Source organism: Pantoea sp. ICBG 828 (assembly GCF_002928355.1).
GTDB classification, from domain to species: Bacteria; Pseudomonadota; Gammaproteobacteria; order Enterobacterales; family Enterobacteriaceae; genus Pantoea; species Pantoea dispersa.
The window spans coordinates 107,128-130,110 of record NZ_POWN01000001.1 but is presented as its reverse complement, the minus strand read 5'-3'; the positions used below and the strand labels follow the sequence as shown (position 1 = coordinate 130,110).

Here is a 22,983-nt window from a genome sequence, read left to right as displayed (position 1 = left end):
AGGCACGCAGCCGGCTTAATGATAATTATCGGGAATAACGATGCTCTGGCTAATCTCAAAATACGCGTTAACCGCCTTTATGGTGGTACTGATCTCAGAAGCCGCGAAACGCAGCGATCGTCTGGGCGGCCTGCTCGCCGCTTTACCGCTGGTCACCTTGCTGGTGCTTATCTGGATGAAAATAGAAGGACAAACGCAGGAAAAGATTGCCGCTCACGCATGGTATACGTTCTGGTATGTGGTGCCGACACTGCCGATGTTTACCCTGTTTCCGTTTTTTTACCAGCGCGCAGGCTTCTGGCTCACGTTGTTACTCTCCTGCGTGATTACCGTGGTGCTGTTCGCCCTCTGGGCGCTGTTGCTGAAGCGGTTTGGTATCATTCTGATGTAAACGCAAGCCGCATCAATCATCCATTCCATGCCCAATCATTGGCTACACTTGCTGTTTTACCCGCGCAGAAACAAGGAAATGCTATGACTCAACACGCTTCACTCAATCACGCCTGGCTGCTGGCGTCACGCCCGGACGGCGAGCCGGTGAAAGAGAACTTCCGCTTTGTCGAACAACCGCTGCCGCAGGTGCAGGCGGGACAGATGCTGCTGCGCACCCACTATCTGTCGCTCGACCCATATATGCGTGGCCGCATGGATGACAGCAAATCCTACGCGCCGCCGGCGCAACTCGACCAGCCGATGGTCGGCGGCACCGTATGCCAGGTGGCGGAATCGCAGCATCCGGACTTCAGCGCCGGCGACTGGGTGCTGGCGGCCAGCGGCTGGCAGAGCTATGCCCTGTCCGATGGCACTGGCGTGACTAAAATCGGTCATCTGCCCCATCCGTCCTGGGCGCTGGGTATTCTGGGTATGCCGGGCTTTACCGCCTACATGGGCCTGATGGATATCGGTCAGCCCAAAGCCGGTGAAACGCTGGTTGTCGCCGCCGCCACCGGACCGGTGGGTGCCACGGTCGGTCAGCTCGGTAAGCTGAATGGCTGCCGCGTCGTCGGCGTGGCCGGCGGTGAGGAGAAGTGCCGCTACGCGATTGACACCCTCGGTTTTTCCGCCTGTATCGATCATCATCGTGACGATTTCGCAGAACAGCTGGCGGCCGCCTGCCCGGACGGTATCGACATCTATTTTGAAAACGTCGGCGGCAAAGTATTCGATGCCGTCTTCCCGCTGCTCAACACCGCCGCGCGCGTGCCGGTGTGTGGCCTGGTGTCGGGCTACAGCAGTCGTGAACTGCCGCCCGGCCCCGATCGCACGCCGCTGATCATGGGCGGGATTCTGAAACGCCGCATCCGTATGCAGGGCTTCATCATCTTCCAGGATTATGGCGATCGCTATCCGGAATTCCTGCAGGCGATGACGCCGCTGGTCGAGCAACAAAAAGTGTTGTACCGCGAACACATGGTAGAAGGGCTGGAGCATGCGCCGCAGGCGTTTATTGACATGCTGAAAGGCAAAAACTTCGGCAAAACCGTGGTGAAAGTGGCGTAGCCAGCGGTTCTCTCCCCGACTGTAAATCCGGCCTTAGTGTGCGAGCACTAAGGCTTTTTTGCGCTTTGCTTAACCGCTATTGAGATATAAGCCCTCCGCGTGCGCATGCGATGATGCCCTCCTCTATCCTCTTCTACCGGAGAAGTCATTATGTCGCTGACCTTAGCCGACTCCGCGGCGCTGCCGCGTAAAGTCAATACGCAACAGACGGAAGCACCGGTGCCATTACCGGCTGGCGCCGCGCATATCATTCGCGACGATGCGGAAGCTATCGCCGTAGCCCATCAGTTGGCGGCCAGCTTCGCGCGCGAGGCGGCACTGCGCGATCGTGAGGGCATTCTGCCCCTCAAAGAGCTGGATGCGTTCTCGCAAAGCGGCCTGTGGGCAATGGCCATCCCCAAAGCCTGGGGCGGAGCGGGCGTGTCGTGGACCACCGTGGCCAGGGTGATCGCCATCATTTCAGCTGCCGATCCGGCGCTCGGTCAGCTGCCGCAAAACCATCTGGCCGGTGTGGCCCATCTGCTGGAAGACGGTAGCGAAGCACAAAAACAGGTACTGCTGAGCGAGGTACTGGCCGGGCTGCGCTGGGGTGACGCCTTCTCGGAGAAGCATGGCCGCACGGTCGCCGATTTTCAGACGCGCTTTCGGCGTGACGGTGATGAGGTGGTGATTAACGGGGAAAAATTTTATGCCACTGGCGCGCTGCTGGCGCATCGAATCCATGCCGTGGCGCTGGACGAGCAGGACCGGGCGCATCTGATTGTGCTCGATCGCGACACGCCGGGCATCAGCGTCATTAATAACTGGTCGGCCTTTGGTCAGCGCACGACGGCTTCCGGTACCGTACTGCTGGAGAATGTCCGCGCCCCGCTGTCGCGCGTTATTCCAACCTGGCAGGCGTTTGAGCGGCCAACCGCTGCCGGGCCGATTTCACAGATCATTCAGGCGGCGGTGGATGTCGGTATTGCGCGCGGCACCATTGAAGACACCCTGCAATTTGTTCGCGAACGCTCGCGGCCGTGGATTGACAGTGGCCAGGCGCGCGCTGCCGATGACCACTTCACGCTGGCGGCAGTCGGTGATTTGAAAATCCGCCTGCACGCTGCCGAAGCGCTGCTGTGGCAGGCCGGAGCAGCGATTGACGCCGCGCTGGCGCAGCCCGATGAAACCAGCGTGGCACGCGCGACCGTGGCCACCGCCGAGGCCAAAGTGCTGACGACGGAGATCGCTCTGCTTGCCGGTAACAAACTATTTGAGCTGGCTGGCACCCGCGCCACGCTGCAGGAGTTTAATCTGGACCGCCACTGGCGCAACGCGCGCACCCATACGCTGCACGATCCGGTGCGCTGGAAGTATTACCACGTGGGTAATTATTATCTCAACGGCACGCCGCCGCCGCGCCATGCGTGGAGCTAAGGGCGGCGGAAGCGCGTTGCCGGATGGTCAGCAGCCAGGCGCGGCTGACCCGTCAGACGTTCACGCAAGGTTAACGGCTGTGCTGGCTGAGGACGCACCCGCCCGCGCTGGCGCAGCACCGGCATGACCCAGGCAATGAAATCGTTGAAGCTGCCCGGGCTAATAGCCCAGCCCAGATTAAAGCCGTCCACGCCCGATTCTGCCGCAAACTGATCCAGCCGATCGGCAATGGTTTCGCCGCCGCCCACCAGCAACGGATGCAGACCACCGATACCGATGTAGCGTGCTGCCTCACGCAGCGTCCAGCGTTTTTGATCGTCAATTCGCGTCAGGCTGGCTAGCGCCGAACGGCAGGCGTCGGTTGCGCGAAAGGCCAGCGGCATGTCCGGATCCTCCTGCGACCAGTCGATACCGGTCCACGCCGAGAAGAGCGCCAGCGCAGCCTCTTCACTGATGTATTGCTGATAATCCTCAAGTTTGGCCCGGGCGGCGGCATCATCTTCGGCCGTGATCACCGTGATGGCTGTGACAAAACGCAGCGACGCCGGATCGCGCCCTTCTGCCACGGCCAGCTGACGAATGCGCTGAATATCGCTGGCAATCGCCTGCGCGGTGACGCCACCGAGGAAAATGACTTCTGCGTTACGGGCAGCAAACTGCGCACCGCGTGCCGAAGTGCCAGCCTGAAACAGCACCGGGGTGCGCTGTGGGCTGGGCTCACTGAGATGTGCATCCGGCACCTGATACCAGCGACCATAATGCTGAATAGCGTGCACTTTTTGCGGATCGCTATACAGGCTGTTGGCTTTATCGCGGCTAACCGCATCTTCCTCCCATGAGCCTTCCCACAGCTTCGCGGTCACATCCAGAAACTCCTGTGCGCGATCGTAACGCTCATCATGCGGCAGCTGCCGGGTCAAACCCAGATTGCGCGCCGCGGAATCAAGCATGGAAGTCACCACGTTCCAGGCGATACGCCCGCGGGTGAGATGATCAAGCGTCGTGAACTTGCGCGCCAGCAAATAAGGATGTTCGTAGGTGGCAGAGACCGTAATACCGAAACCGAGGTGCTGCGTGACGGCCGCCATGGCGGAGACCAGCAGCAGCGGATCGTTCACCGGCATCTGAGCGGCCAGGCGCAACGCCGCGTCCGGCTTGCCCTGCCACACATCCAGTTGTCCCAGCGCATCAGCAATAAACAGCGCATCAAAACCTGCTGTATCAAGCTGCCGCGCGAGGGTCGTCCAGTAATCCAGCTCGGTATAGCGGTGCGCCTGATCCTGGGGATGTCGCCACAATCCGGCAGAGAGATGACCAGGGACATTCATCATGAACGCAAACAGCAAAAACGGTGAAGGCATCCGTTACCCTCCTCGGACAGGGCGACGCGCACGCAGTGCACCCACGGCCAGTACCACAAAGATCAGGGCGCCGGTTGCCACCTGCTGCCAGTAAAAGTTCCAGCCGACCAGCAACAGTCCGTTGGCGATGAAACTCAGCAGCACGACCCCCAGCAGCGTACCCGGCACATTCGGGCGGCGCGAAGGCGCGAAGGTCGCGCCAATAAAGCTGGCACCGATGGCATTCAGCAGATAGGCATTGCCCGATAACGGTACCCAGGCTTTGACATTGGCGGCGAGAATTAACCCGACGATGCCGGCGACCAGTGCACTGAATATGAATGCCAGCGCGGTGAGACGTTTGACCGCCACGCCAGAATGATGCGCTACGCTGAGCTGTTCACCCATCATGCGCAGTGCGCGACCGCTGGCGCTGCGGTGCAACAGTTGATACAGCACCAGCACCACGCCCAGCAACAGCCAGAGCGGTAGTGGAACGCCAAGTAGCGTGCCGTGACCAATAGCGGTAAAACCCGCCGGCAGCGTCTGGCTTAGCAGATAGACCGGCTGCCCACCGTTGGACGACAGTTGCTGTACGCTCTGACCAATAAACAGCGTGCCAAGCGTGGCGAGAAACGGCTCAACGCCGAGTTGTGTCACCAGAAAAGCGTTGAACACGCCTACCAGCAGTGCCGCCGTCAGCGCACCCAACAGCGCCAGCGGCAGCGCGACCTGATGCAGTACCAGCGTCACCAGCACCAGGCAGGCGACATCAATCGCCGTACCGACGGACAGATCGATCGCGCCGATACGCGTGACCAGCGTCATGGCCAGCGCCACAATCGCCAGCGGTGCGACATTATTCAGCAGCACGCTACGAATGTTGGCGACAGTGGCAAACGCGGGCGCGGCGATGATGAAAAACAGCAGCAGCGCAACAAAGGTCAGAACCATCAGGCTGCGCAACAGCCCCGGCACTTTTTTACCGCTCAGGCTCAGTTCAGACATGAGATGCCCTCCCCGCCTGACGGCGCCGCAGTAGCGCGGTCAGCGCCACAACCAGCAGGATGAGCACACCCTCGACGCCGTTAATCCAGTAACTTGAGACGTTAACCAACTGAAAGCCGTTGGCTATCAGACTCAGAAACAGCGCGCTGATCAGTGCACCGCCCAGGGTCGGCACCAGGCGACGCGAAAACACCACGCCGAGCAGCGCGGCGGCAATCACCATCAGCAGATTGTCGTTAGCGCCCGGCGAACTGCCGCTGAGCAGCGCCACCGAGGCAATGGCTGCCAGTGCAGCGCTGAAGCCGCACAGCACATAACTCAGACTTTGATAGCGCGCCACGCTAATGCCCGCCGCGTTGGCGGCCTGCGGATGGCTACCCACCGCCTGCAGGCGCAGGCCAAACGCGGTGAAACGACTGAGCGCGAGTGCACTCAACGCCAGCAGCAGAAATCCCCAGCCGAGCCAGGAAACGCCCAGTGGTCCGCTGGCTATCAGCAGGTTTTGCAGCGCGCTGCTGGCTGAAATCGACGCGTTTCCGCTCAGTACCATCTCCAGTCCCATGGCGATGTTCATGCTGGTCAGCGTCGCCAGCAGGGGCAAAATACCAAGCCAGACAATCGCCAGGGCATTGAATATCCCCACGGCGATGCCGGTGAGCAGCGTGAGCAGCAGCGCATAAGTGACAGAGTGTTGCTCAGCAATCTGCGCCGCGAATACCGCGGCACACAACCCCATATTAGCGGCAATGGATAAATCAATGCCGCCGCTAATCCCCTGAACACCGCCACCGCTTAGCACCAGCGTCAGACCCAGCGCCAGCGTTCCCACCACCGCCGTTTGCTGCAATACGTTACCAAGGTTGATCACGCTGAGGAAAATAGGCGACAGCCAGGCAAATACCGCCAGCACCAGTACAATAATCAGCAGCGCGACGTGCTGCAGCCACGGCTGCCCCTGCGGTTTGCCTGCCGCCGTCACCACCGCCGGTTGGCTCAGTTCACTCATAGGATTTGCTCCGTCAATGCGCCCGTGCCGGAAGCCAGGGACAGAATCTCCTGATGACTGGTGTGCCGGGCGGACAGCGTGGCGACCTGCTCGCCGCGCGCCAGCACAATAATGCGGTCGGCGAGCGTTTGCAGTTCCAGCAGATCGGTGGAAAACAGGATAATCACCGCCCCGGCGGCCGCCAGCTGCTGCAGGGTTTGATAAATGGCGGCCTTGGCGGCAATGTCGACGCCAACCGTGGGCTCATCCAGCAGATAGAGCGTGGCGTGGGTGTTGAGCCATTTCGCCAGCACCGCTTTTTGCTGATTTCCGCCGGACAGCTGACGCAGCGGTGCCAGCTGGCCCGGTGTGCGGATCGCCAGCTGGCGGATGTTGTCCGCCACTAGCACGGTCTCGGCGGTTGCGGAGACGCCGCCCCAGCGCAGCAGGCGCTGCACGGTCGTCAGGGTGATGTTGTCGCGCAGGCTCACATCGAGCGCGATGCCGTTGGCGCGGCGATCTTCCGGCACCAGCGCGATGCCACGTTTCACCGCGGCATGTGGCGAAGCCGGTACGCCGTGCGTCTCACCTACGCGCAGCGTCCCGCTCACGCCACGTTCCAGACCAAACAGTGCGCTGATTAACGCCTTCCCTCCGGAGCCCAGCAGGCCGGTAATGCCAACGATCTCGCCACGTCGTGCGCTGAAACAAACATTGTGAAAGCGACCCGGCGCGCTCAGGGCGTCTACGGTCAGCACCGGCTCGCCGTCAGGTGGCAGACCGCGCGGTGCAATCGCCTGCTGCGTCTCACCGATCATGGCATTAATCAGCGCCTGCGGAGAAAGGGCGTCGCCGGTAAAATGCGCGACGTCTTTACCATCGCGCAGCACCGTAACCCGCTGGCACAGCGCCTGGATTTCATCGAGATAGTGAGAAACGTAGATCAGTGCGATCCCCTGCTGACGCATACGTTCAATAACGCGAAACAGCGCCTGCACCTCGTGGCGCGCCAGCGCGGCGGTCGGTTCATCCAGTACCACCACGCGCGGCGCGCGCTGTAATACGCGACAGATCTGCACCAGTTGCTGTTCCGCCACACTTAACCCGGCGATCAGCGCATCGGGATCGATCTGCAGATCGAAGTGCTGTTGCAGTAGCTGCCGCGCCTGCTGCCGCATACGCCGGCGATCGATAAACGGTGTGCTGCCAATCCGTGGCTCATTACCGAGCAGCAGCGCTTCCGCCACCGTCAGCGTGCCGGGCAATAGCCGCTCCTGATGAACAATGGCGATGCCCTGCTGTTGTGCCTGAGCCGGACTGGTCAACACCAGTGGCCGGCCTTCCAGCGTCACGCTGCCCTCATCGGCAGCGTGGATGCCGCCCAGCACTTTGATCAGCGTCGATTTTCCGGCTCCGTTATGCCCAATCAGCCCATGCACTTCGCCGGCGTGGACATCAAGCGATACCGCTTGCAGCGCGGGAATGCCGTCAAAGGCTTTACTGATCTGGCGCAGTTGCAGTCGCACTGTCTTATTTATCATCGCTCTGGCCCAGCGTTTGCTGCGCCTGCGCCGCATTCTCTTTGGTGACCAGAATGGCCGGAACATAGGTGGCAGGCGGAAGTGAACGATCGCCGGCAAGGTATTTCGCCACATTTTGTACCGCAGTTTGTCCGATCAGATAGGGTTGCTGCGCCACCACCGCCGCCGCGCTGGATTTCGGATCTTTCACCAGCGAGACCACGTCCGGGCTGCCGTCCACGGCGTAAGTTTTGATTTCACTGCGACCGGCAGCATCAACCGCCTGAGTGGCACCAATCTGCGGTACGTCCCATGCCGCCCAGATAGCCTGTACTGACCCTTGCGGATACTTGTTAAGCAGCTGACTAATCTGCGCATAGGCATCCTGCACGGTATTGGGAATGACGTCGCGCAGTTCGGGCTGAATGATTTTAATTTTCGGATACCATTTCAGCACGGCTTTTAACTGGTCATAGCGCATCGCCACCACCGGCACGCCATAAAAACCATTAAACACCAGAATATTGCCTTCGCCGCGCAGATCATTGACCAGTTTTAATGCCAGCTGCTCGCCAATATAAAAGTTATCGGAGGTCGTGACGTTAATACTGGATGGGCTGGCGGTATCCACGGTAAATAAGGGAATGCCGGCGTCGCGAATTTTTTTCAGCCAGGGTTCCAGCACTGAGGCGGTGCCCAGCGTTTCAATAATGGCATCCGGTTTTTGTGCAATCAGCGTTTGAATTTGCGCGATCTGCTGTGACTCTTTGCGTCCGCCATCCAGGGCGATAGGCGTGCCACCCAGCCGCTTTACTTCATCAATTTGTCCCTGATAGGCTTTCAGATCCCAGTAGTGATCGGTACCGGCCACGGTAATACCGATACGTTTACCGGCCAGTAAGGGAATAGATGCGTCAGCGGCGCGAGCGTGCAGCGACAAGCCGGCGAGCAGCGATGCAGAGGCCAGTAATAGTCCGGCCAGGCGGTGTTTATGCATTGTTTATATCCCTGGAAAAGGTTCAGCTAAATAAGGTGAGTGACGCCTGCTATCCGGCGTATAGCTGAAAATTATCACAGTCACTATTTATCCCTAATGCCATTTTCTCCTTTGGATATGCAGCGGATTTGCATATTGATTGCGTGAAAAAGCATGACCGGGCGCAGATATTCTGACGCCCGGTTATAAATAATAAAAACGTGGCTGGAATGAAGACGTGCGGCGCTAAAGATACGTGATGGTCGCGGGCGCCGCGGGTGTGATTTTAACGCCCTTTTTTCTTGCGTCCCGGCTGAGTAAAGCGCTTGCGGTTCGCGCCCTGACCCGCTTTGTCACTCTGTTTCGGTGCGCTGACGGCCGGTTTTTTCGCGGCGGGCGTCGCCGCTTTCTTCTTCGCCTGTGCCTGCTGCGTTTTTTGATCTTCTGACGACGAATCCTCAATCAGCTTAAACAGGTCGATCAGTTCATCGTCCGTCAGATCGCGCCACTCACCGAGCGGGATACCTTTCAGGCTCACGTTCATGATCCGCGTGCGCTCCAGCTTCGTCACTTCATAGCCAAAGTGTTTGGCCATGCGGCGAATCTGCCGGTTCAGTCCCTGCACCAGGATAATACGAAATACAAAGGTCGACTCCCGCTTCACTTTGCATTTTTTCGTCACTGTGCCGAGCATCGGTACGCCCGCCGCCATACCGGCAATAAACTCGTCGGTGATCGGCTTATCCACCGTGACCACGTACTCCTTTTCGTGATTGTTACCGGCGCGCAGGATTTTATTCACCAGATCGCCGTGATTGGTGAGGAAAATCAGCCCCTGCGAGTCTTTATCCAGCCGGCCAATCGGGAACACGCGCTTGCTGTGGTTGACGAAGTCACCAATGTTGTCACGCTCGCCCTCTTCCATGGTGGTGACAATGCCCACCGGCTTGTTGAGGGCGATTAATACCAGATCGTCTTCGTTGCGCGGTTCAATCAGCCGCCCGTTGACTTTGACCTCATCCCCGGCGAACACCTGCGCACCGACGCTGGCGCGTTTGCCGTTAATGAAAACGTTGCCTTGTTCGATGTAACGATCGGCGTCACGGCGCGAGCAGATTCCGCTCTCGCTGATGTATTTATTCAGGCGCGTGGATGAGTTGGGCAGCATGGTTCCTCCGAAAAAAAACGGACTATACAGCATGTGCGCGCGTTGCGTAAGGCTGGGTTAAGCGTCCGGTGGCGGTTGTTCTTGGCGGTGTGATATGGCGAAAAAGCGGTGCCGGGTGTCATAGCGATTTATGGCACATACAAATCCCTCCTGTCGGTTAAAATAGCCCGCACGCCCCTGAGCAAACTCCGGGAATTGTGAACACCTCTCCGTTAACCAGGCATGAAAATGTACAACGTAAATCATCTTTTCGTCAGCCGGGAAATGAATGTGAAAAAGCTGCTGGCTTACGGTTTCCGCAAGGATGGGCCGGATTACGGCTACCGCTGTGATGTGATGAATAAGCAGTTTACCCTGCAGGTAAACATCACCACCCAGGGTGACATTGCCGCCACCATTATCGATAAAGTCACAGGAGAAGATTACATTCTTCACCGTATTACTTCTGCCACCGGTGCCTTTGTGGGACAGATTCGTGAAGAACATGACGCTATCTTGCTGGATATCGCAGAAAAATGTTTCCCGCAGAAGCATTTCAAAACAGCGCAGGCCGATGCGATTGTTCAGCACTTAAAACAGCAATATCAGAGTGAGCTGGAATTCTTATGGCCGCGCTTTCCTGAAAACGCCATCTTTCGCCGCAAAGATAATCAAAAGTGGTTCGGCGCGCTGTTGACGATTCACAGCAGCAAGCTGGGCCGACCGGATGATAGCCTGATTGAAATCGTCAATATTAAAGTCTCGCCGCAGGCCATCGCTTCGCTGGTCGATGGCGAGGTTTATTTCCCGGGCTACCATATGAACAAAAAGCATTGGGTTTCCCTGTGTCTGGATGGATCAGTCCCGACGGCCGAGATTTTGTTGCGCATTGACAACAGTTTTAACCTGGCCGGCTAGCCATCGGCGCGGCACCGTATACCTCTTCGCGGCTGATTTCGCCGCCCCATCCCCGCAGCCGCAACGTCTCGCCCGTCAGTTCCACCACCGCAAAGGGCACGCGCGACGGGCCATCAAGCATCCCCTGCAGGGTTATAAACACGGTATCCGCGCGCCGATGATAGCCGCCGCGATGATCGTGGCCGGCAAAACAGGCGCGCACGCCATAGCGGCAGAACAGCGCTGCCAGCTGCGAACCGTTGAGCAGACTGTGGCTGTAGCCCGGTGCCAGCGGATAATGGCCGAACACCACCACCTGCTGGCCGCAGGTGCGGGCCTCGATAAGCTGCGTTTCCAGCCATGCCAGCTGCGTCGCACCGACCGCGCCATTCCACGGCTGCGCCTGCGGTTGCTGGCGCGCCTGTAAATCAGCCAGCAGTGCGGCCGCGCGCTGGCGATCGTCGCCGTTGTGTTGATTGCAGTACAGGCTGATATCGTTGCCGTCGTAGACAATAAAGCGCCAGCCCGGCAGCTGAAAGGCATAGTAACTTTTTGGCAGCGGCAGCGCGTCATTGAGGTGCTGCGCGATGGTCTGGGCGTCGTGATTCCCCAGCACCACGGCATGCGGATGGAGTAGCCGATCGTAGAGCGGCAGCAGCGTGGCATAGCTGGCCCAGTGGCGATCCACCAGATCGCCGAGCGTAACGACAAAATCCAGCGGCTGCTGATTGAGCGCGTTTATCGCCTGCGGCAGCTTATGCAGAGCATGACGATAGTAAAGATTCGCCGGGACATCCGCCTCAACGTCAGCATATTGCGGATCGGCCAGCAGCCCGAAGCGCAGCGTGCCGTCGAGCGGTGCCGCGCGTAAATCCGGTAACTGATACAGCTCAGCGACATCACCGAGCCGCTGGCGTTGCGCTGCGGTTAGCGCATGGGCATATCCCATCTCTGGCTCTCCTTAGCGAATACCGGCACGCATGAATGACTGAATAAACTGCCGCTGGAACAGCAAAAACAGCAGCAGCAACGGCAAGGTGGTCATCAGCGTTGCCGCCCCGATCAGCGCCCACTGCACGCCCTGCTCCGGCGCGGAAAACAGCTGCAGCCCGACGGTTAACGGACGCACCTGAACCGAGTCGGTGATCACCAGCGGCCAGAGAAAATCGTTCCAGTGGAAGCTGATCGAGACCAGCGCGAATGCCACATAGATTGGCTTTGCCAGCGGAATGTAGATGTGGCGCAGAATGTAAAACCGGCTGGCTCCTTCAACGGTTGCCGCCTCTTCCAGTACCAGCGGAATGCTCTTGAACGTCTGCCGCAGCAGAAAGATGGCGAACGCCGAGGCAAAGTACGGCAGCGCAATGCCGGTCAGGGTATCGCGCAGCCCGAGCGCGCTGATGGTGCGGTAATTATTCAGAATCAGCACATCCGGGCTGATCATCAGCTGCAGCAGAATCAGCGCGAAGAGGAAACCGGAAAATTTCAGGCGGAACCGCACCAGCGCATAAGCGGCCAGCGTGGCCAGCACCAGCTGGACCACCACAATCATCAGCACCAGCAGCGTGGTATTGAGGAAGTAGCGGGCAAACGGTGCCGCGTGCCAGGCATTGATGAAGTTCTCCAGCGTCAGCGGTGCCAGCAGCGAAAAGTGCCCCTGTCCGGCGGCCGGATGAATGGCAATCCACAGCGCCACCAGCATCGGCAAGCTCCACAGCAGCGCGGCCAGCCAAATCAGCAGGTTGAGCGCAAAACCGCCCGGAGAGGATGCAGCTTTCATTGATAATGGGCTCGCTTGTCCAGCAGATGAAATTTGATCAACGCAATCGATCCGAGGATCACCAGCAGCACCACCGTCATGGCCGACGCGGCTGGCATGTCCCAGAAACTGAATGCGGTACGATAGATATAAAACAGCAGCAGGCTACTGCTGTTGTTCGGGCCGCCGTTGGTCATGGCAATCACCTGATCGACAATGCGGAAGGCGTTCATCGAGGCGTTGATCAGCACAAACAGCGTGGTTGGCAGCAGTAGCGGCCACTGCACGCGGCGGAAAAAGTAACGGCGCGATGCGCCTTCAATGGCGGCGGCTTCGCTGAGGCGCGGATCGATCTGCTGCAGGGCGGCGAGATAAAAGATCATGAAAAAGCCCGCCTCGCGCCATACCGAAACCGCCATCAGGCAGTACAGCGTGGTATCCGGCTCGCCGAGCCAGTTGACCGCCGGTAGCGAAAACCATGCCAGCAGGCTATTCAGGATGCCAAGCTGCGGCGTGTAGAAAAACAGCCACAGATTGGCGATGGCGATCATCGGCAGCAGCGACGGAATGAAGAAGGCCGCACGCACCAGTGCGTTGCCGCGCAGCCGACGATTGACCGCCAGCGCCATCAGCAGCGCCAGCGTCACCGCCAGCGGAATGGTGATCAGCGCATACAGCAGGTTATTCCACAGCGACTGCATAAAAATGTCGTCATCCAGCAGCGCGCGATAGTTATCCAGCCCGACAAAATGGGCCGGATGCGAAGCGCGCGCGGCGCTGAACAGGCTCTGCCACAGCGTGGCCAGCGCCGGATAATGGGTAAACAGCAGCAGGAAGCTGAGCGCGGGCAGCAGCAGCAAATAGCCGCTGAGCTGCAGTGACCACCCTCGCGGGCGCAGCGTGGCGGCGCTGCCAGAGAATGAGCTCATCACGCGGCCGTCACTGATAGTTTTTCAGCAGGCGGTCAGCCTGTTTCTGCGCATCGGCCAGCGCCTGGGCCGGGGTTTTGCTCTGCGTCACCGCTGCTTCAATGGCGTGATTGAGCGCGTCCTGAATCTGCACGCTATTGTAGGTCGAGAGTTCCGGCTGGGCATATTTCAGCTGCTCACGCGCCACCAGTGCCTGAGGCACCTGCTGCACATAGGCTTTCATTGCCGCCGTGTCCCACGCTGCCGGCGAGGTGGCGACATAGCCGGTAGCGATACTCCAGCGCGCGGCCTGTTCCGGTGCGGTGACCCAGCGGATGAAGCGCATCGCCGCCTGCTGCTGCGCCGGTGAGGCGCTTTTGAACACGTACAGGTTACCGCCACCGGTCGGGCTGCCGCGCTGGGTTTTCTCCGGCAGCATGGCGACGCCAAACGGGAAGGTCGCGTTGTCGTGCACGTTGGTCAGGTTGCCGGTGGTGGTGACCATCATGGCCGTTTTACAACTGATAAAGTCCTGCGGCGTGGTGCCCCAGGCGATTGCGCCTTTCGGCGAGACTTCCTCTTTCTGGCCGAGGTCGGTCAGCCACTGCAGGGTTTCCACGTTGCCCGGCGTGTTGAAATACACGGCGTTTCCCTTGCCGTTATCCAGCCGTCCGCCATTGGTGGCAGCCAGCCCCTGGAAATTCCAGTAACCGTTCGGCGTGGAAGGGATCTCAATGCCCCACTGGCTGACGCCGCTGGCCTGTTTCAGCGTCAGTTTTTTGCTGAATGCCACCACCTGCTGCCAGGTGGCGGGCGGTGTATTCGGATCGAGGCCGGCTTTCTCAAATGCCTGTTTGTTCCAGTACATCACCACGGTTGAGCGCTGAAAAGGCACGCCCCACACTTTGCCCTCAATGCGACGCAAAAAGGCCGGATAGAAGCTGTCGATCCACTGTTTGCCCTCTTCACCCGTGGCTAAATCGCTGGCGGCGACGATGGCACCGGCATCCATCAGCGACCAGGCTTCAATATCGCCCATCACCGCCAGTTGCGGTGCGTTACCGCCGCGAAACGCCGTCAGCGCTTTGGTCACGGTGGTGGCGTAATCGCCGGTGTAGACCGGCTGAATGCTGATCTCAGGGTGCTGTTTTTCAAAATCCGCCACCAGGGCTTCCACGGTGTGGCTGACTTTACCGCCGACCGCAATCGGATAGTACATCTGTAACTTCACCGGCTCAGCAGCAAACACCGACGCGGAGGCACACAGCATAACGACACAAGCCAGAGGCGAGAAACGGATCGCAGACATGATTTTCCCTAGAATAAACGACAACGGTTAAACAGCGTATTTTTTCTCAGCGAGCAACATCGGGTGTTCAGCAGCGACACAGCGCTGGCCGCTGGTGGTGGAAAACAGGTATTGCCGGCTGGTGGACCACTGCAGGCCGACCAGGCTGTCATCCGTGAAGCGCTGCAGGCCGGGCACTTTGACGGTCAGTGATTCCGTGATGCCGGGCAACCGACATACCAGCAGCGTATCCGCGCCCATGTATTCGTAGCTCACTACCCGCGCACTCAGCGCGGCCTGCTGCGGGGCGACCAGCTGGATATCCTCCGCGCGCAGGCCCAGACTCAGCGCCGTTTCGCCGGCATAGCTCAGCAGCGGTGTGCTGAGATGGCTGAGGTAGTGATGCGCGCCTTTGCTGTGCAGTGGCAGGATATTCATTGGCGGTGCGCCAATAAACTGCGCGGCAAAACAGCTCGCCGGCTGGTTGTAGAGCTGGTCTGGCGTGCCGTGCTGCTCAATGCGGCCATCGTTAAGCAGAATGATGTGATCGGCCATGCTCATCGCTTCGGTCTGATCGTGGGTGACGTACAACATGGTCAGCCCGAGCTGCTTTTGCAGCGCGCGGATTTCGCGCCGCATGCTCTGGCGCAGTTTGGCATCCAGGTTGGATAACGGCTCATCCATCAGGCACAGCGTATTGTTGGCGATCACCGCCCTGCCCAGCGCCACGCGCTGCTGCTGCCCGCCGGAGAGCTGTGAAGGCAGGCGCGCCAGCAGCGGTTCCAGTTCAAGCAGTGCGCTGACCTGCGCCAGCCGGGCGGCAAACTTTTGCTTATCTTCACCGCGCGCCTTCAGGCCAAACAGCAGATTTTCCCGCACGCTCAGGTGAGGAAACAGCGCGTAAGACTGAAACACCATCGACAGCTTGCGCTGCGCCGGTGGCAGAGGCGTGACGTCGGTGTGATTGAAATAAATGCGGCCGCTGTCGGCCGTTTCCAGCCCGGCGAGTGTGCGCAACAGCGTCGATTTACCGCAGCCGGAAGGCCCCAGCAGTGCGACGAAACTGCCTTGCGCCACGTCGAAGCTGATATCCTGCAGCGCGATTTTATCGCCCCAGGTTTTGGTGATGTGTTGCAGCGAGAGATGGCTCATGCATCCGCAGTCCTGAAATCAGAATGGCGGTAAGCTAGCTGAGGCGGATGAAAGATTTATGGCGCTGACGTGACGGTTGGGTGATGGATGGCGACCTGGCGCAGAATCCGCCCTCACCCGGCACGCCCGCAGGCCGTGCCGGCAGGCGTTTATGCGTTACTGCGACATGCTCAGAATGGTGCGGATGTTCTGCGCCGTGGTGGCAATGATGTCGATAGCGCCGGTGCGCAGCGCGCCGAGGATCGCCATGGCTTTAGTGTTTTCTGCGGCAATGGCAATCACGCAGGGAATTTTACGCAGCTCGTCGATACTCAGGCCAATTACCCGGTCGTTCATCACCGTATCCACGTGCTGGCCCTGGGCATTAAAAAAATCATAGCCGGCCACATCACCGGTCACGCCCTGATTGACGCTGGCATCAATGATCTCATGTGGTGTGAACCAGCCGAGCTTCACCATATAGCTGTTTTCGTTCATGTCACCGATGCCCACCAGTGCCACATCCGCTTTGCGCGCGCGGTCGAGCGTCTCTTTGATGGTGCCGTTTTGCATGAAGGCGTCGCGCAGCGCCCGGTTTTCGACGTAAGCCGGGGCGTACAGGGTTTCGCTGATGCCGCCAAACTTTTTGGCCAGCCGGCGGCTGATGTGGTCCGCGTTGATGGCATCCCCCGGACGATGGGTGCCGCCGATGCCGCTGATAAACAGGCAGTTGCGCGTCGGCACCTGACCGGGATAATCGGCGACGGCCGCCACGTTGCGCCCCTGGCCCACGGCGACAATGGCGTTGTCTTTCAGCGACTGCGCGAGATGCGCCGACACCAGCGCCGCCACCTGACGCCGCTGCTCGTCGCTGTCTGGCGAATCGAGGGCAATCAGCGCGCGCTGCAGATGAGGAAAGCGCGTCTGCAACTGCTGTTCCAGCCGCGTACTGAACACCGGATGGTAGCGCACATTGATCTCGACGATGCCCTCTTCACGCGCGCGTTTCAGCAGTCGCCCCACCTTGATACGGGAAATCCCAAACTTACGCGCAATCTCCTCCTGGGTGATTTCGTCCTGATAGTAGGCGACGGCAATTTCCGTCAGCAGCTCGGAGTCCTGAGAAAGCGTGTTTTTTTCCATCCGTTACCTGTCTTGTATCGTCGTGCGGAGTGCTCAGCAGGGAGTTATATCATTGATGCGACTCGCTTCGCCAGCCAGCAACGCCGCGAGTCGCCGCTGCTGTCACGCTTAACGCTGAATGGCGTCAATTTTCAGCATGCGGGCAATAACCTTATCCAGCTCTTGCTGATCGAAGATCTGTTTCCAGTCCGGTTTGATGATCTTCTCGCGACCATACTCCATGGCGATCATGCAGGCATCCGAGAACGGGTTGGTGGCTCGGAAAGCCACCGCCAGCGCAATCTGAATATGGCCGTACAGCATGGCCTTCGCTGCCTCTTCCGGGACGCCGCTGTGTTTCACCGTTTCATCCAGCGCCTCTTTCATGAAGGCACCGACCATGCAGGCGACGGTTTCGACCAGCGTCGGTTCCAGATACGCCAGTTGCGTCACCGTGACCCAGTGCACCTGATCAACCGGGCCGTACATCACGCTGATTACCTTACTCAGCTCTGCCTTCTGTTCAGCGCTGCTGCTTTCCCAGGCTGCCGCGACGTGCTGAACGGCAGCGACGCCACCAAACGCATCGGCGTGCTCCTCTTTGGTGTAGCGGGCCAGAAATACCGACGGATGGCACGGGTGCGCGACCGCGTATTCAATGCCGTCACGCTGGGCGATCAGGTTGGCGTAGGCCGCGGCCGGATCGAGCGTCAGCAGCACCGCACCGCTTTGCATTTGTGGCACCACGCTTTGCGAGACTTTGCCCAGTACGATATCCGGCACGGCGAGGATCACCACGTCACTCAGTGGCACCACCGACGCGGCATCCGACAGCTCGCGTCCCTGTGCAATCACCTGCTGCTGCGCCTGCGGTGAATTCTCGCAGTAAAACACCTGATAAGCGCTGTGCTGCAAATTAGCGGAAATACGCATGCCCATTTTGCCGCCTGCGCCGATCACGGTGATGGTTTTCAATGCCTTGCTCATGTTAACGACTCCTGATCTTGTTTACTGCGTAGGAATTCAACGGCGCGGCGGGTCCATTCAGCTTCCCGCGCGCAGGTCTGCGCGGCATCGTCCTGCCACGGCAACCAGTGTTCGATGATTTGGTTGATGTCGCGATCGACCGGCCGCACGCTGGCGATCAGCCGGTCATAATCCAGCTTCCCTTCGCCCATCGGACAGCCGGCCAGGGTAAAACCGACCCAGCCGGCACGGCGGGTAAAGGCGAAATCTTTGATGTGCAGATTGCCGACGCGCGCAGCGGTATTGGCGATCACCTGCTCCTGCAGTTCCAGTCCGGCGACGCAGTTGGCCGGATCGAGACAGACGCACAGCCACGGCGAGAGAAAGCGGTTGATCACCGACATCATCGCCGCGCTGCTGACCTGCTCGTAGGTTTCCAGGCACAGCCGCACCTGCTGGCGGGCAAAATCCGGCAGCACGGCAGCAATCAGATTGGCCGCTTCATCCAGCGATGGCCGGTGATCGGCGGTGTTGAACATTGAGCGCACCACGCGCGCGTCGAGAATAGCGGCGATGTGCAGATAGCGGCGCAGGTGCGCGCTGCCGAGACCACGCGTGCCCAGCTCCAGCGTGATGCCAAGTGCATCCGCCTGCTGACGCAGCGCCAGCAGCTGGTCATCTGACCACTGCTCAATCGCCGGGTAGTCGCAGATCTGGAATACTGACACGTCGAGATCGGCGGTGTGCTGCAGCATCTGCGCCAGCGTGAGCGGCTGTGGCACCTGGGGCGACATGCGCCAGAAAAACGCGTAGGTGCTGAGTCCGATGCGGCTCATGACGGCAGCTCCTCAGCCAGCTTACTGGCTTCCTGCACGATTTGCGCCAGCGCCTGCGGATCGTGGGCAAAGCGGCCGAGGAACAGGCCGTTGACGTCGCCGCCGAGGCGCTGAATCAGGCCCGGCCCGGCGCTGCCGCCGTAAATCACCCGCAGCGTGATGCCGTCTGGCGTCGTCAGCTGCTGTAGCCCGCTGCACACCGCGCGGATGTAGCTGTCCGGCGCCGGCTGCGGCGCACCAATGGCCCACTGCGGTTCGTAAGCAAACAATACCTCACCGCTGAGCGCGTGTTGCGCGGCCTCCGCCAGCGCCTCCTGCAGCTGCTGCTGACACAGCGCAATCGCCTGCTCAGGCGTGCCCTGCTGCGGTTCACCGATGCACAGCACCGGGGTCAGGCGATAACGCAGCGCCATCGCCACTTTGGCGGCAATCTGCGTTTTATCTTCATGAAAATGGCGACGGCGTTCAGCGTGACCGATCTCCGCCAGCGAGCACCCCAGTTCCTGCAGCATGCTGGCGCTGACCTCACCGGTCCAGGCGCCGTTTTCCGCCTGACACACGTCCTGCGCGCCGACGCGCACCGGCGTGCCGGCAAAAATCTCCCGCACCGCCGGGATGGCCGGATAAGCGGGCAGCACAAACAGCCCGACATCACCGCGCTGCACCGCCGGATGCTGCGCCAGCGTCGCAACCTCGCGACACCACGCCAGCGTTTGCTGATAGCCGAAATACATTTTCAGGCTGACGCCAAGCCAGATTTTAGGCTGAGCCATAATTACGCTCCCTGTTCAGATGCACTGTGTTCTTTTAACAGATTGCCAACGGTGTTGACGATCATCGCCAGTGAAACCGCACCGGCGTCCGGCGTGCCAACGCTTTTTTCTGCCAGCGGCCGCGCACGCCCCACTTTCGGTACCAGCTGTGCGGTGGCCTGCGCGGCCTGCTCCGCCACCGCTGCCGCACGTAACCAGGCTTCGGTGAGTGATGCGCCCTGCGCGACCGCAGCGCTCAGCGTGTCGCTAAACGGAACCAGCACGTCAACCATGGTTTTATCACCGACGCGCGCTTTGCCGAAGTGCATAATGCCCTCTTTGGCATCCCGGACGCCGGCAGCGACGCGTGTTGCATCCGCTGCCGCGCTGTCGCCCAGTGCGGTGCCGAGCGCGGTCAGTGCCACGCCCCACAGTGCTCCGGACGTGCCGCCCGCTTTATCCGCCCAGGCATCGGCGGCGCGACACAGCAGACTGCCAGCGCCGGCGCCACGCGCGGCCACCTCACGCGCCTTTTCTACCGCGCCGAGTACGCCGCGCTCCATACCAATGCCGTGATCGCCGTCGCCCGCTACCGCATCAATGTCGCCCAGCTGGCCGGCATGACGCTGAATCATCACCGCCACTGCTTCCAGCAGTTCAAGAACGCGCCGGGCGCTGTGTTGTGATGCGGTGCTGGCCTGAGGTAACGTCTCTTCACGGATCTCTTCGCACTCGGCGGCGCTGAGCGGTTCGGCAATCAGGACGCTGCCTTTGCGGTAGGCTGGCGTATTGGCCGGCGCGCGCCACAGCGTTTCCAGTTCATCATCAAGCCACATCAGCGTCAGCGAGACGCCTGCCATGTTAAAACTGGTGACGAATTCGCCGACATCCGGCTCCACCACCTGCAACTGCGCCGCCGACAGCAGCTGGGCGATGCGGCGATACACCACAAACAGCTCTTCATACTTGACTGAACCGAGACCGTTGAGGATTACCGCCACGCGCTGTCCCGCCACCTGCGCCACATCCGCTGGCCGCTCACTCAGCAGTCGGTCGACAAAGATTTCTGCCAGCTCGTCGGCGCGCGGCACCGCCGTTTCGCTGATGCCCGGCTCACCGTGGATGCCCAGCCCGAGCGCCATGCGCCCTTTCTCTACCTCAAACAGCGGATGCGAAGCGCCAGGCAGCGTGCAGCCGGAAAATGCCACGCCGAAGGTGCGGGTGCGATCGTTGGCGTGCTGCGCTTTTTTCAGCACCGTAGCCAGATCGTCACCCGCTTCTGCCGCGGCCGCCGCCACTTTAAACACACACAGATCGCCGGCGACGCCGCGTCGCTTCAGACGCTCATCGTGGCTGGCGCTGGACACATCATCCGTTACCGCCAGCACCTCACAGGCAATACCTTCAGCGCGCAGCCGCTCGCACGCCTGACCAAAATGCAGCACGTCACCGGCATAGTTTCCAAACAGCAACAGCACACCCGCGCCGTTATGCGCCGCGCGCGCGACGTTGTAGATTTGCTGCGCCGACGGCGAAGCGAACAGATTGCCCATTGCCGCCCCGTGCGCCAGGCCCTGGCCGACCAATCCGGCAAAGGCGGGATAGTGACCGGAACCGCCACCGACAATCACCGCCACGGTATCCGGCTGGCTGCGCGTGCTGCGCACCACGCCACCGCTCACCTGGCGTACTTTATCGGCGTTGGCGGCCACAAAGCCTTCGATCAGTTCCGCGGCAAACGCGGATGGCTGGTTAAACAGGTACGTCATGTTATTGCTCCTGTACAAATGAGGCTGGCAGAGGCTGCGCGCGACGGCGATTGAGGAACAGCATCAATACAGCGGAGAGCAGCATAAAACCGCCGACCACGAACATCGGTAACACATAACTGTGAGTGGCATCATGCAGTGCGCCGGTGATGTAACCGGCGGAGAAACCCGCCACGTTGCCCAGGGTGTTAATCAGCGCAATCGCCGCCGCTGCCGATGCGCCGGTCAGGAACTGCGTCGGCAGCGTCCAGAAATTGGGCAACGCGGCGAAGATGGCGCTGGCCGTTACGGCGATCACCAGGATGGTGGTAAACGGTGAATCCATGTAGAGCGCCAGCGGTACGCTGACGCCGCCCGCGACCGCAGGAATCGCGATGTGCCAGGTTTTACAGCCACGCCGCGCGGCATCCCGCGACCAGAAAAACATCACGACGGCGGCGATCAGGTACGGCACGCCGGTGATCAGCCCTTTCTGCATCACATTGAAGGTGGTACCAAACTGCTGCTGGAAGCCAGCGATAATGGTCGGCAGGAAGAACGCCAGCGCGTACAGGCCGTAAATAAAGCCGAAGTAGATCAGGCACAGCATCCACACGCGGCTGTTGCCCATCACCGAACGCACGCTGTGCGGGTGCTGGCCCTGCTTGTGCTGATGTTCCGCCTCCAGTTCGGCTATCAGCCAGTTTTTCTCGTCGTCATTCAGCCACTTCGCCTGACGCGGCGAGTCCACCAGCCAGAACAGCGCCACAATCCCGATGAGGATTGCTGGCAGCGATACGCCCATAAACATTACGCGCCAGCCCTCCAGGCCAAACAGCCCGTGCTGCTCAATCAGCGAGGCAGCCAGCGGTGCGCCAAATACCACTGTCAGCGGTTGTGCCAGGTAGAACAGCGAGAGAATTTTGCTGCGGTGGCGCGCCGGCACCCACAGGCTGAGATAAAGGATGGCGCCCGGGAAGAAACCGGCCTCGGCAATCCCCAGCAGCAGGCGCAGCGTGTACAGCCCTTCGACACTGCTGACCCAGGTAAACAGCAGCGAGACGATGCCCCAGCTGATCATGATGCGCGCCAGCCAGCGCCGCGCGCCGAACTTATGCAGCGCCAGGTTGCTGGGCACTTCCAGCAGGATGTAACCAATGAAGAAGATGCCGGAGGCGAGACCAAACTGCAGCGCACTGAGGCCGAGGTCCTGCGTCATGCCGTTTGGGCCGGCAAAGGAAATGGCGGTGCGATCGAGGAAGTTGATAAAGAACATCAGCGCCACAAACGGTACCAGGCGCCAGGAGATTTTGCGGATTGCGGTCTGCTCAACCGCGCTGACAGCAGAGTGATTCATAACGCACCTCCGAAACGTGCGCAGTGAGACGGTGTTGGCCAGGCGCAAAACCGGCGCTGGCGACAGACAAAATGCGAGGTAAGAAGCAAATGACACATGTTCGAGTCCTCAATGGGTCTTCTTGTACATGGATAGGGTCATGCGAACAAATGAACACTACACGGATATTTGCTCACTCCTCAAGCGCAGTTGGCGAAAGTGTGACAGTGCGCATGAGATTTGATTTCAGCGACATTTTCAGGATTTTTCGCAGCAGAGCGGCGCTGCGCGATCGTTACATCAGGGGGTGCGCGAGATTTTGAGTGGCCGATCGCTAAATCATATGAA

At 60.0% G+C, this 22,983-nt stretch carries 21 protein-coding genes; 4 read left to right on the top strand and 17 right to left on the bottom strand.

The features are described from left to right. The first annotated feature begins 40 nt into the window (after window positions 1-40). The 3 genes from C1Y43_RS00600 (at window position 41) to C1Y43_RS00590 (ending at window position 2,916) form a co-directional block, all read left to right on the top strand. Window positions 41-391 carry a DUF3147 family protein gene (locus tag C1Y43_RS00600; protein WP_104186640.1) on the top strand — a complete coding sequence of 117 codons (351 nt, stop codon included), beginning with the start codon at window positions 41-43 and terminating at the stop codon, window positions 389-391. A gap of 83 nt (window positions 392-474) precedes the next feature. Further along, on the top strand, window positions 475-1,500 hold the full coding sequence (locus tag C1Y43_RS00595) for an NADP-dependent oxidoreductase (protein WP_058758571.1): 1,026 nt from the start codon (window positions 475-477) through the stop codon (window positions 1,498-1,500). 150 nt (window positions 1,501-1,650) lie between these two features. Continuing rightward, on the top strand, window positions 1,651-2,916 hold the full coding sequence (locus C1Y43_RS00590) for an SfnB family sulfur acquisition oxidoreductase (RefSeq protein ID WP_104186638.1): 1,266 nt from the start codon (window positions 1,651-1,653) through the stop codon (window positions 2,914-2,916). On the opposite strand, the gene C1Y43_RS00585 is transcribed toward C1Y43_RS00590, so the two are convergent. The 6 genes from C1Y43_RS00585 to rluF all read right to left on the bottom strand — a co-directional run bounded on the left by C1Y43_RS00585 (window position 2,913) and on the right by rluF (window position 9,913). Continuing rightward, complete coding sequence (locus C1Y43_RS00585; RefSeq protein WP_104186636.1) at window positions 2,913-4,277, bottom strand: LLM class flavin-dependent oxidoreductase; 1,365 nt, start codon at window positions 4,275-4,277, stop codon at window positions 2,913-2,915. The two genes, C1Y43_RS00590 and C1Y43_RS00585, sit on opposite strands and share 4 nt — an antisense overlap. A gap of 3 nt (window positions 4,278-4,280) precedes the next feature. Beyond that, the gene (locus C1Y43_RS00580; RefSeq protein ID WP_081317660.1) at window positions 4,281-5,264 is read right to left on the bottom strand and encodes an ABC transporter permease; all 984 of its coding nucleotides are present in this window, start codon (window positions 5,262-5,264) and stop codon (window positions 4,281-4,283) included. Further along, window positions 5,257-6,270, bottom strand: a complete 1,014-nt coding sequence (locus tag C1Y43_RS00575; protein WP_021506017.1) for an ABC transporter permease — start codon at window positions 6,268-6,270, stop codon at window positions 5,257-5,259. Before C1Y43_RS00575 ends, C1Y43_RS00580 begins: the two co-directional genes overlap by 8 nt. Then, window positions 6,267-7,790: a sugar ABC transporter ATP-binding protein gene (locus C1Y43_RS00570; protein WP_104186634.1), complete on the bottom strand. Its 1,524-nt coding sequence runs from the start codon at window positions 7,788-7,790 to the stop codon at window positions 6,267-6,269. Before C1Y43_RS00570 ends, C1Y43_RS00575 begins: the two co-directional genes overlap by 4 nt. Beyond that, entirely contained in the window at window positions 7,780-8,766 is a 987-nt protein-coding gene (locus C1Y43_RS00565) for a sugar ABC transporter substrate-binding protein (RefSeq protein WP_104186632.1), read from the bottom strand. The genes C1Y43_RS00570 and C1Y43_RS00565 overlap by 11 nt, the downstream gene beginning before the upstream one ends. A 265-nt stretch (window positions 8,767-9,031) precedes the next feature. After that, on the bottom strand, window positions 9,032-9,913 hold the full coding sequence (gene rluF, locus C1Y43_RS00560; protein WP_021506014.1) for a 23S rRNA pseudouridine(2604) synthase RluF: 882 nt from the start codon (window positions 9,911-9,913) through the stop codon (window positions 9,032-9,034). A 264-nt stretch (window positions 9,914-10,177) separates the two neighbouring features. Here rluF and C1Y43_RS00555 point away from each other — a divergent pair, with 264 nt between their 5' ends. After that, complete coding sequence (locus tag C1Y43_RS00555; RefSeq protein WP_233209792.1) at window positions 10,178-10,810, top strand: MmcQ/YjbR family DNA-binding protein; 633 nt, start codon at window positions 10,178-10,180, stop codon at window positions 10,808-10,810. Here C1Y43_RS00555 and C1Y43_RS00550 read toward each other — a convergent pair. The 11 genes from C1Y43_RS00550 to C1Y43_RS00500 form a co-directional block, all read right to left on the bottom strand. Continuing rightward, entirely contained in the window at window positions 10,794-11,738 is a 945-nt protein-coding gene (locus C1Y43_RS00550) for a metallophosphoesterase (protein WP_021506012.1), read from the bottom strand. The two genes, C1Y43_RS00555 and C1Y43_RS00550, sit on opposite strands and share 17 nt — an antisense overlap. A 12-nt stretch (window positions 11,739-11,750) precedes the next feature. Then, window positions 11,751-12,569: a carbohydrate ABC transporter permease gene (locus C1Y43_RS00545; protein ID WP_021506011.1), complete on the bottom strand. Its 819-nt coding sequence runs from the start codon at window positions 12,567-12,569 to the stop codon at window positions 11,751-11,753. Continuing rightward, a complete protein-coding gene (locus tag C1Y43_RS00540) occupies window positions 12,566-13,477 on the bottom strand; it encodes a carbohydrate ABC transporter permease (RefSeq protein ID WP_058774661.1) in 912 nt (303 codons plus the stop codon). Before C1Y43_RS00540 ends, C1Y43_RS00545 begins: the two co-directional genes overlap by 4 nt. A gap of 10 nt (window positions 13,478-13,487) precedes the next feature. Further along, window positions 13,488-14,765, bottom strand: coding sequence for an ABC transporter substrate-binding protein (locus C1Y43_RS00535; RefSeq protein ID WP_104186631.1), 1,278 nt, complete (start codon window positions 14,763-14,765; stop codon window positions 13,488-13,490). A gap of 27 nt (window positions 14,766-14,792) precedes the next feature. Then, a complete protein-coding gene (locus C1Y43_RS00530) occupies window positions 14,793-15,896 on the bottom strand; it encodes an ABC transporter ATP-binding protein (RefSeq protein WP_104186629.1) in 1,104 nt (367 codons plus the stop codon). Between the two features lie 156 nt (window positions 15,897-16,052). Next, window positions 16,053-17,018: a sugar-binding transcriptional regulator gene (locus C1Y43_RS00525; protein WP_021506007.1), complete on the bottom strand. Its 966-nt coding sequence runs from the start codon at window positions 17,016-17,018 to the stop codon at window positions 16,053-16,055. Window positions 17,019-17,126: 108 nt separating this feature from the next. Next, window positions 17,127-17,984: a phosphogluconate dehydrogenase C-terminal domain-containing protein gene (locus tag C1Y43_RS00520; protein WP_104186627.1), complete on the bottom strand. Its 858-nt coding sequence runs from the start codon at window positions 17,982-17,984 to the stop codon at window positions 17,127-17,129. Further along, window positions 17,981-18,799 (bottom strand): sugar phosphate isomerase/epimerase, encoded by an 819-nt coding sequence (locus tag C1Y43_RS00515; protein ID WP_104186626.1) that lies wholly within the window; start codon window positions 18,797-18,799, stop codon window positions 17,981-17,983. Before C1Y43_RS00515 ends, C1Y43_RS00520 begins: the two co-directional genes overlap by 4 nt. Further along, window positions 18,796-19,572, bottom strand: coding sequence for a triose-phosphate isomerase family protein (locus C1Y43_RS00510; protein WP_104186624.1), 777 nt, complete (start codon window positions 19,570-19,572; stop codon window positions 18,796-18,798). Before C1Y43_RS00510 ends, C1Y43_RS00515 begins: the two co-directional genes overlap by 4 nt. 2 nt (window positions 19,573-19,574) lie before the next feature. After that, complete coding sequence (locus C1Y43_RS00505; protein WP_104186622.1) at window positions 19,575-21,320, bottom strand: dihydroxyacetone kinase family protein; 1,746 nt, start codon at window positions 21,318-21,320, stop codon at window positions 19,575-19,577. Between the two features lies 1 nt (window position 21,321). After that, the gene (locus C1Y43_RS00500; protein ID WP_058774655.1) at window positions 21,322-22,656 is read right to left on the bottom strand and encodes an MFS transporter; all 1,335 of its coding nucleotides are present in this window, start codon (window positions 22,654-22,656) and stop codon (window positions 21,322-21,324) included. Between the last annotated feature and the right edge of the window lie 327 nt (window positions 22,657-22,983).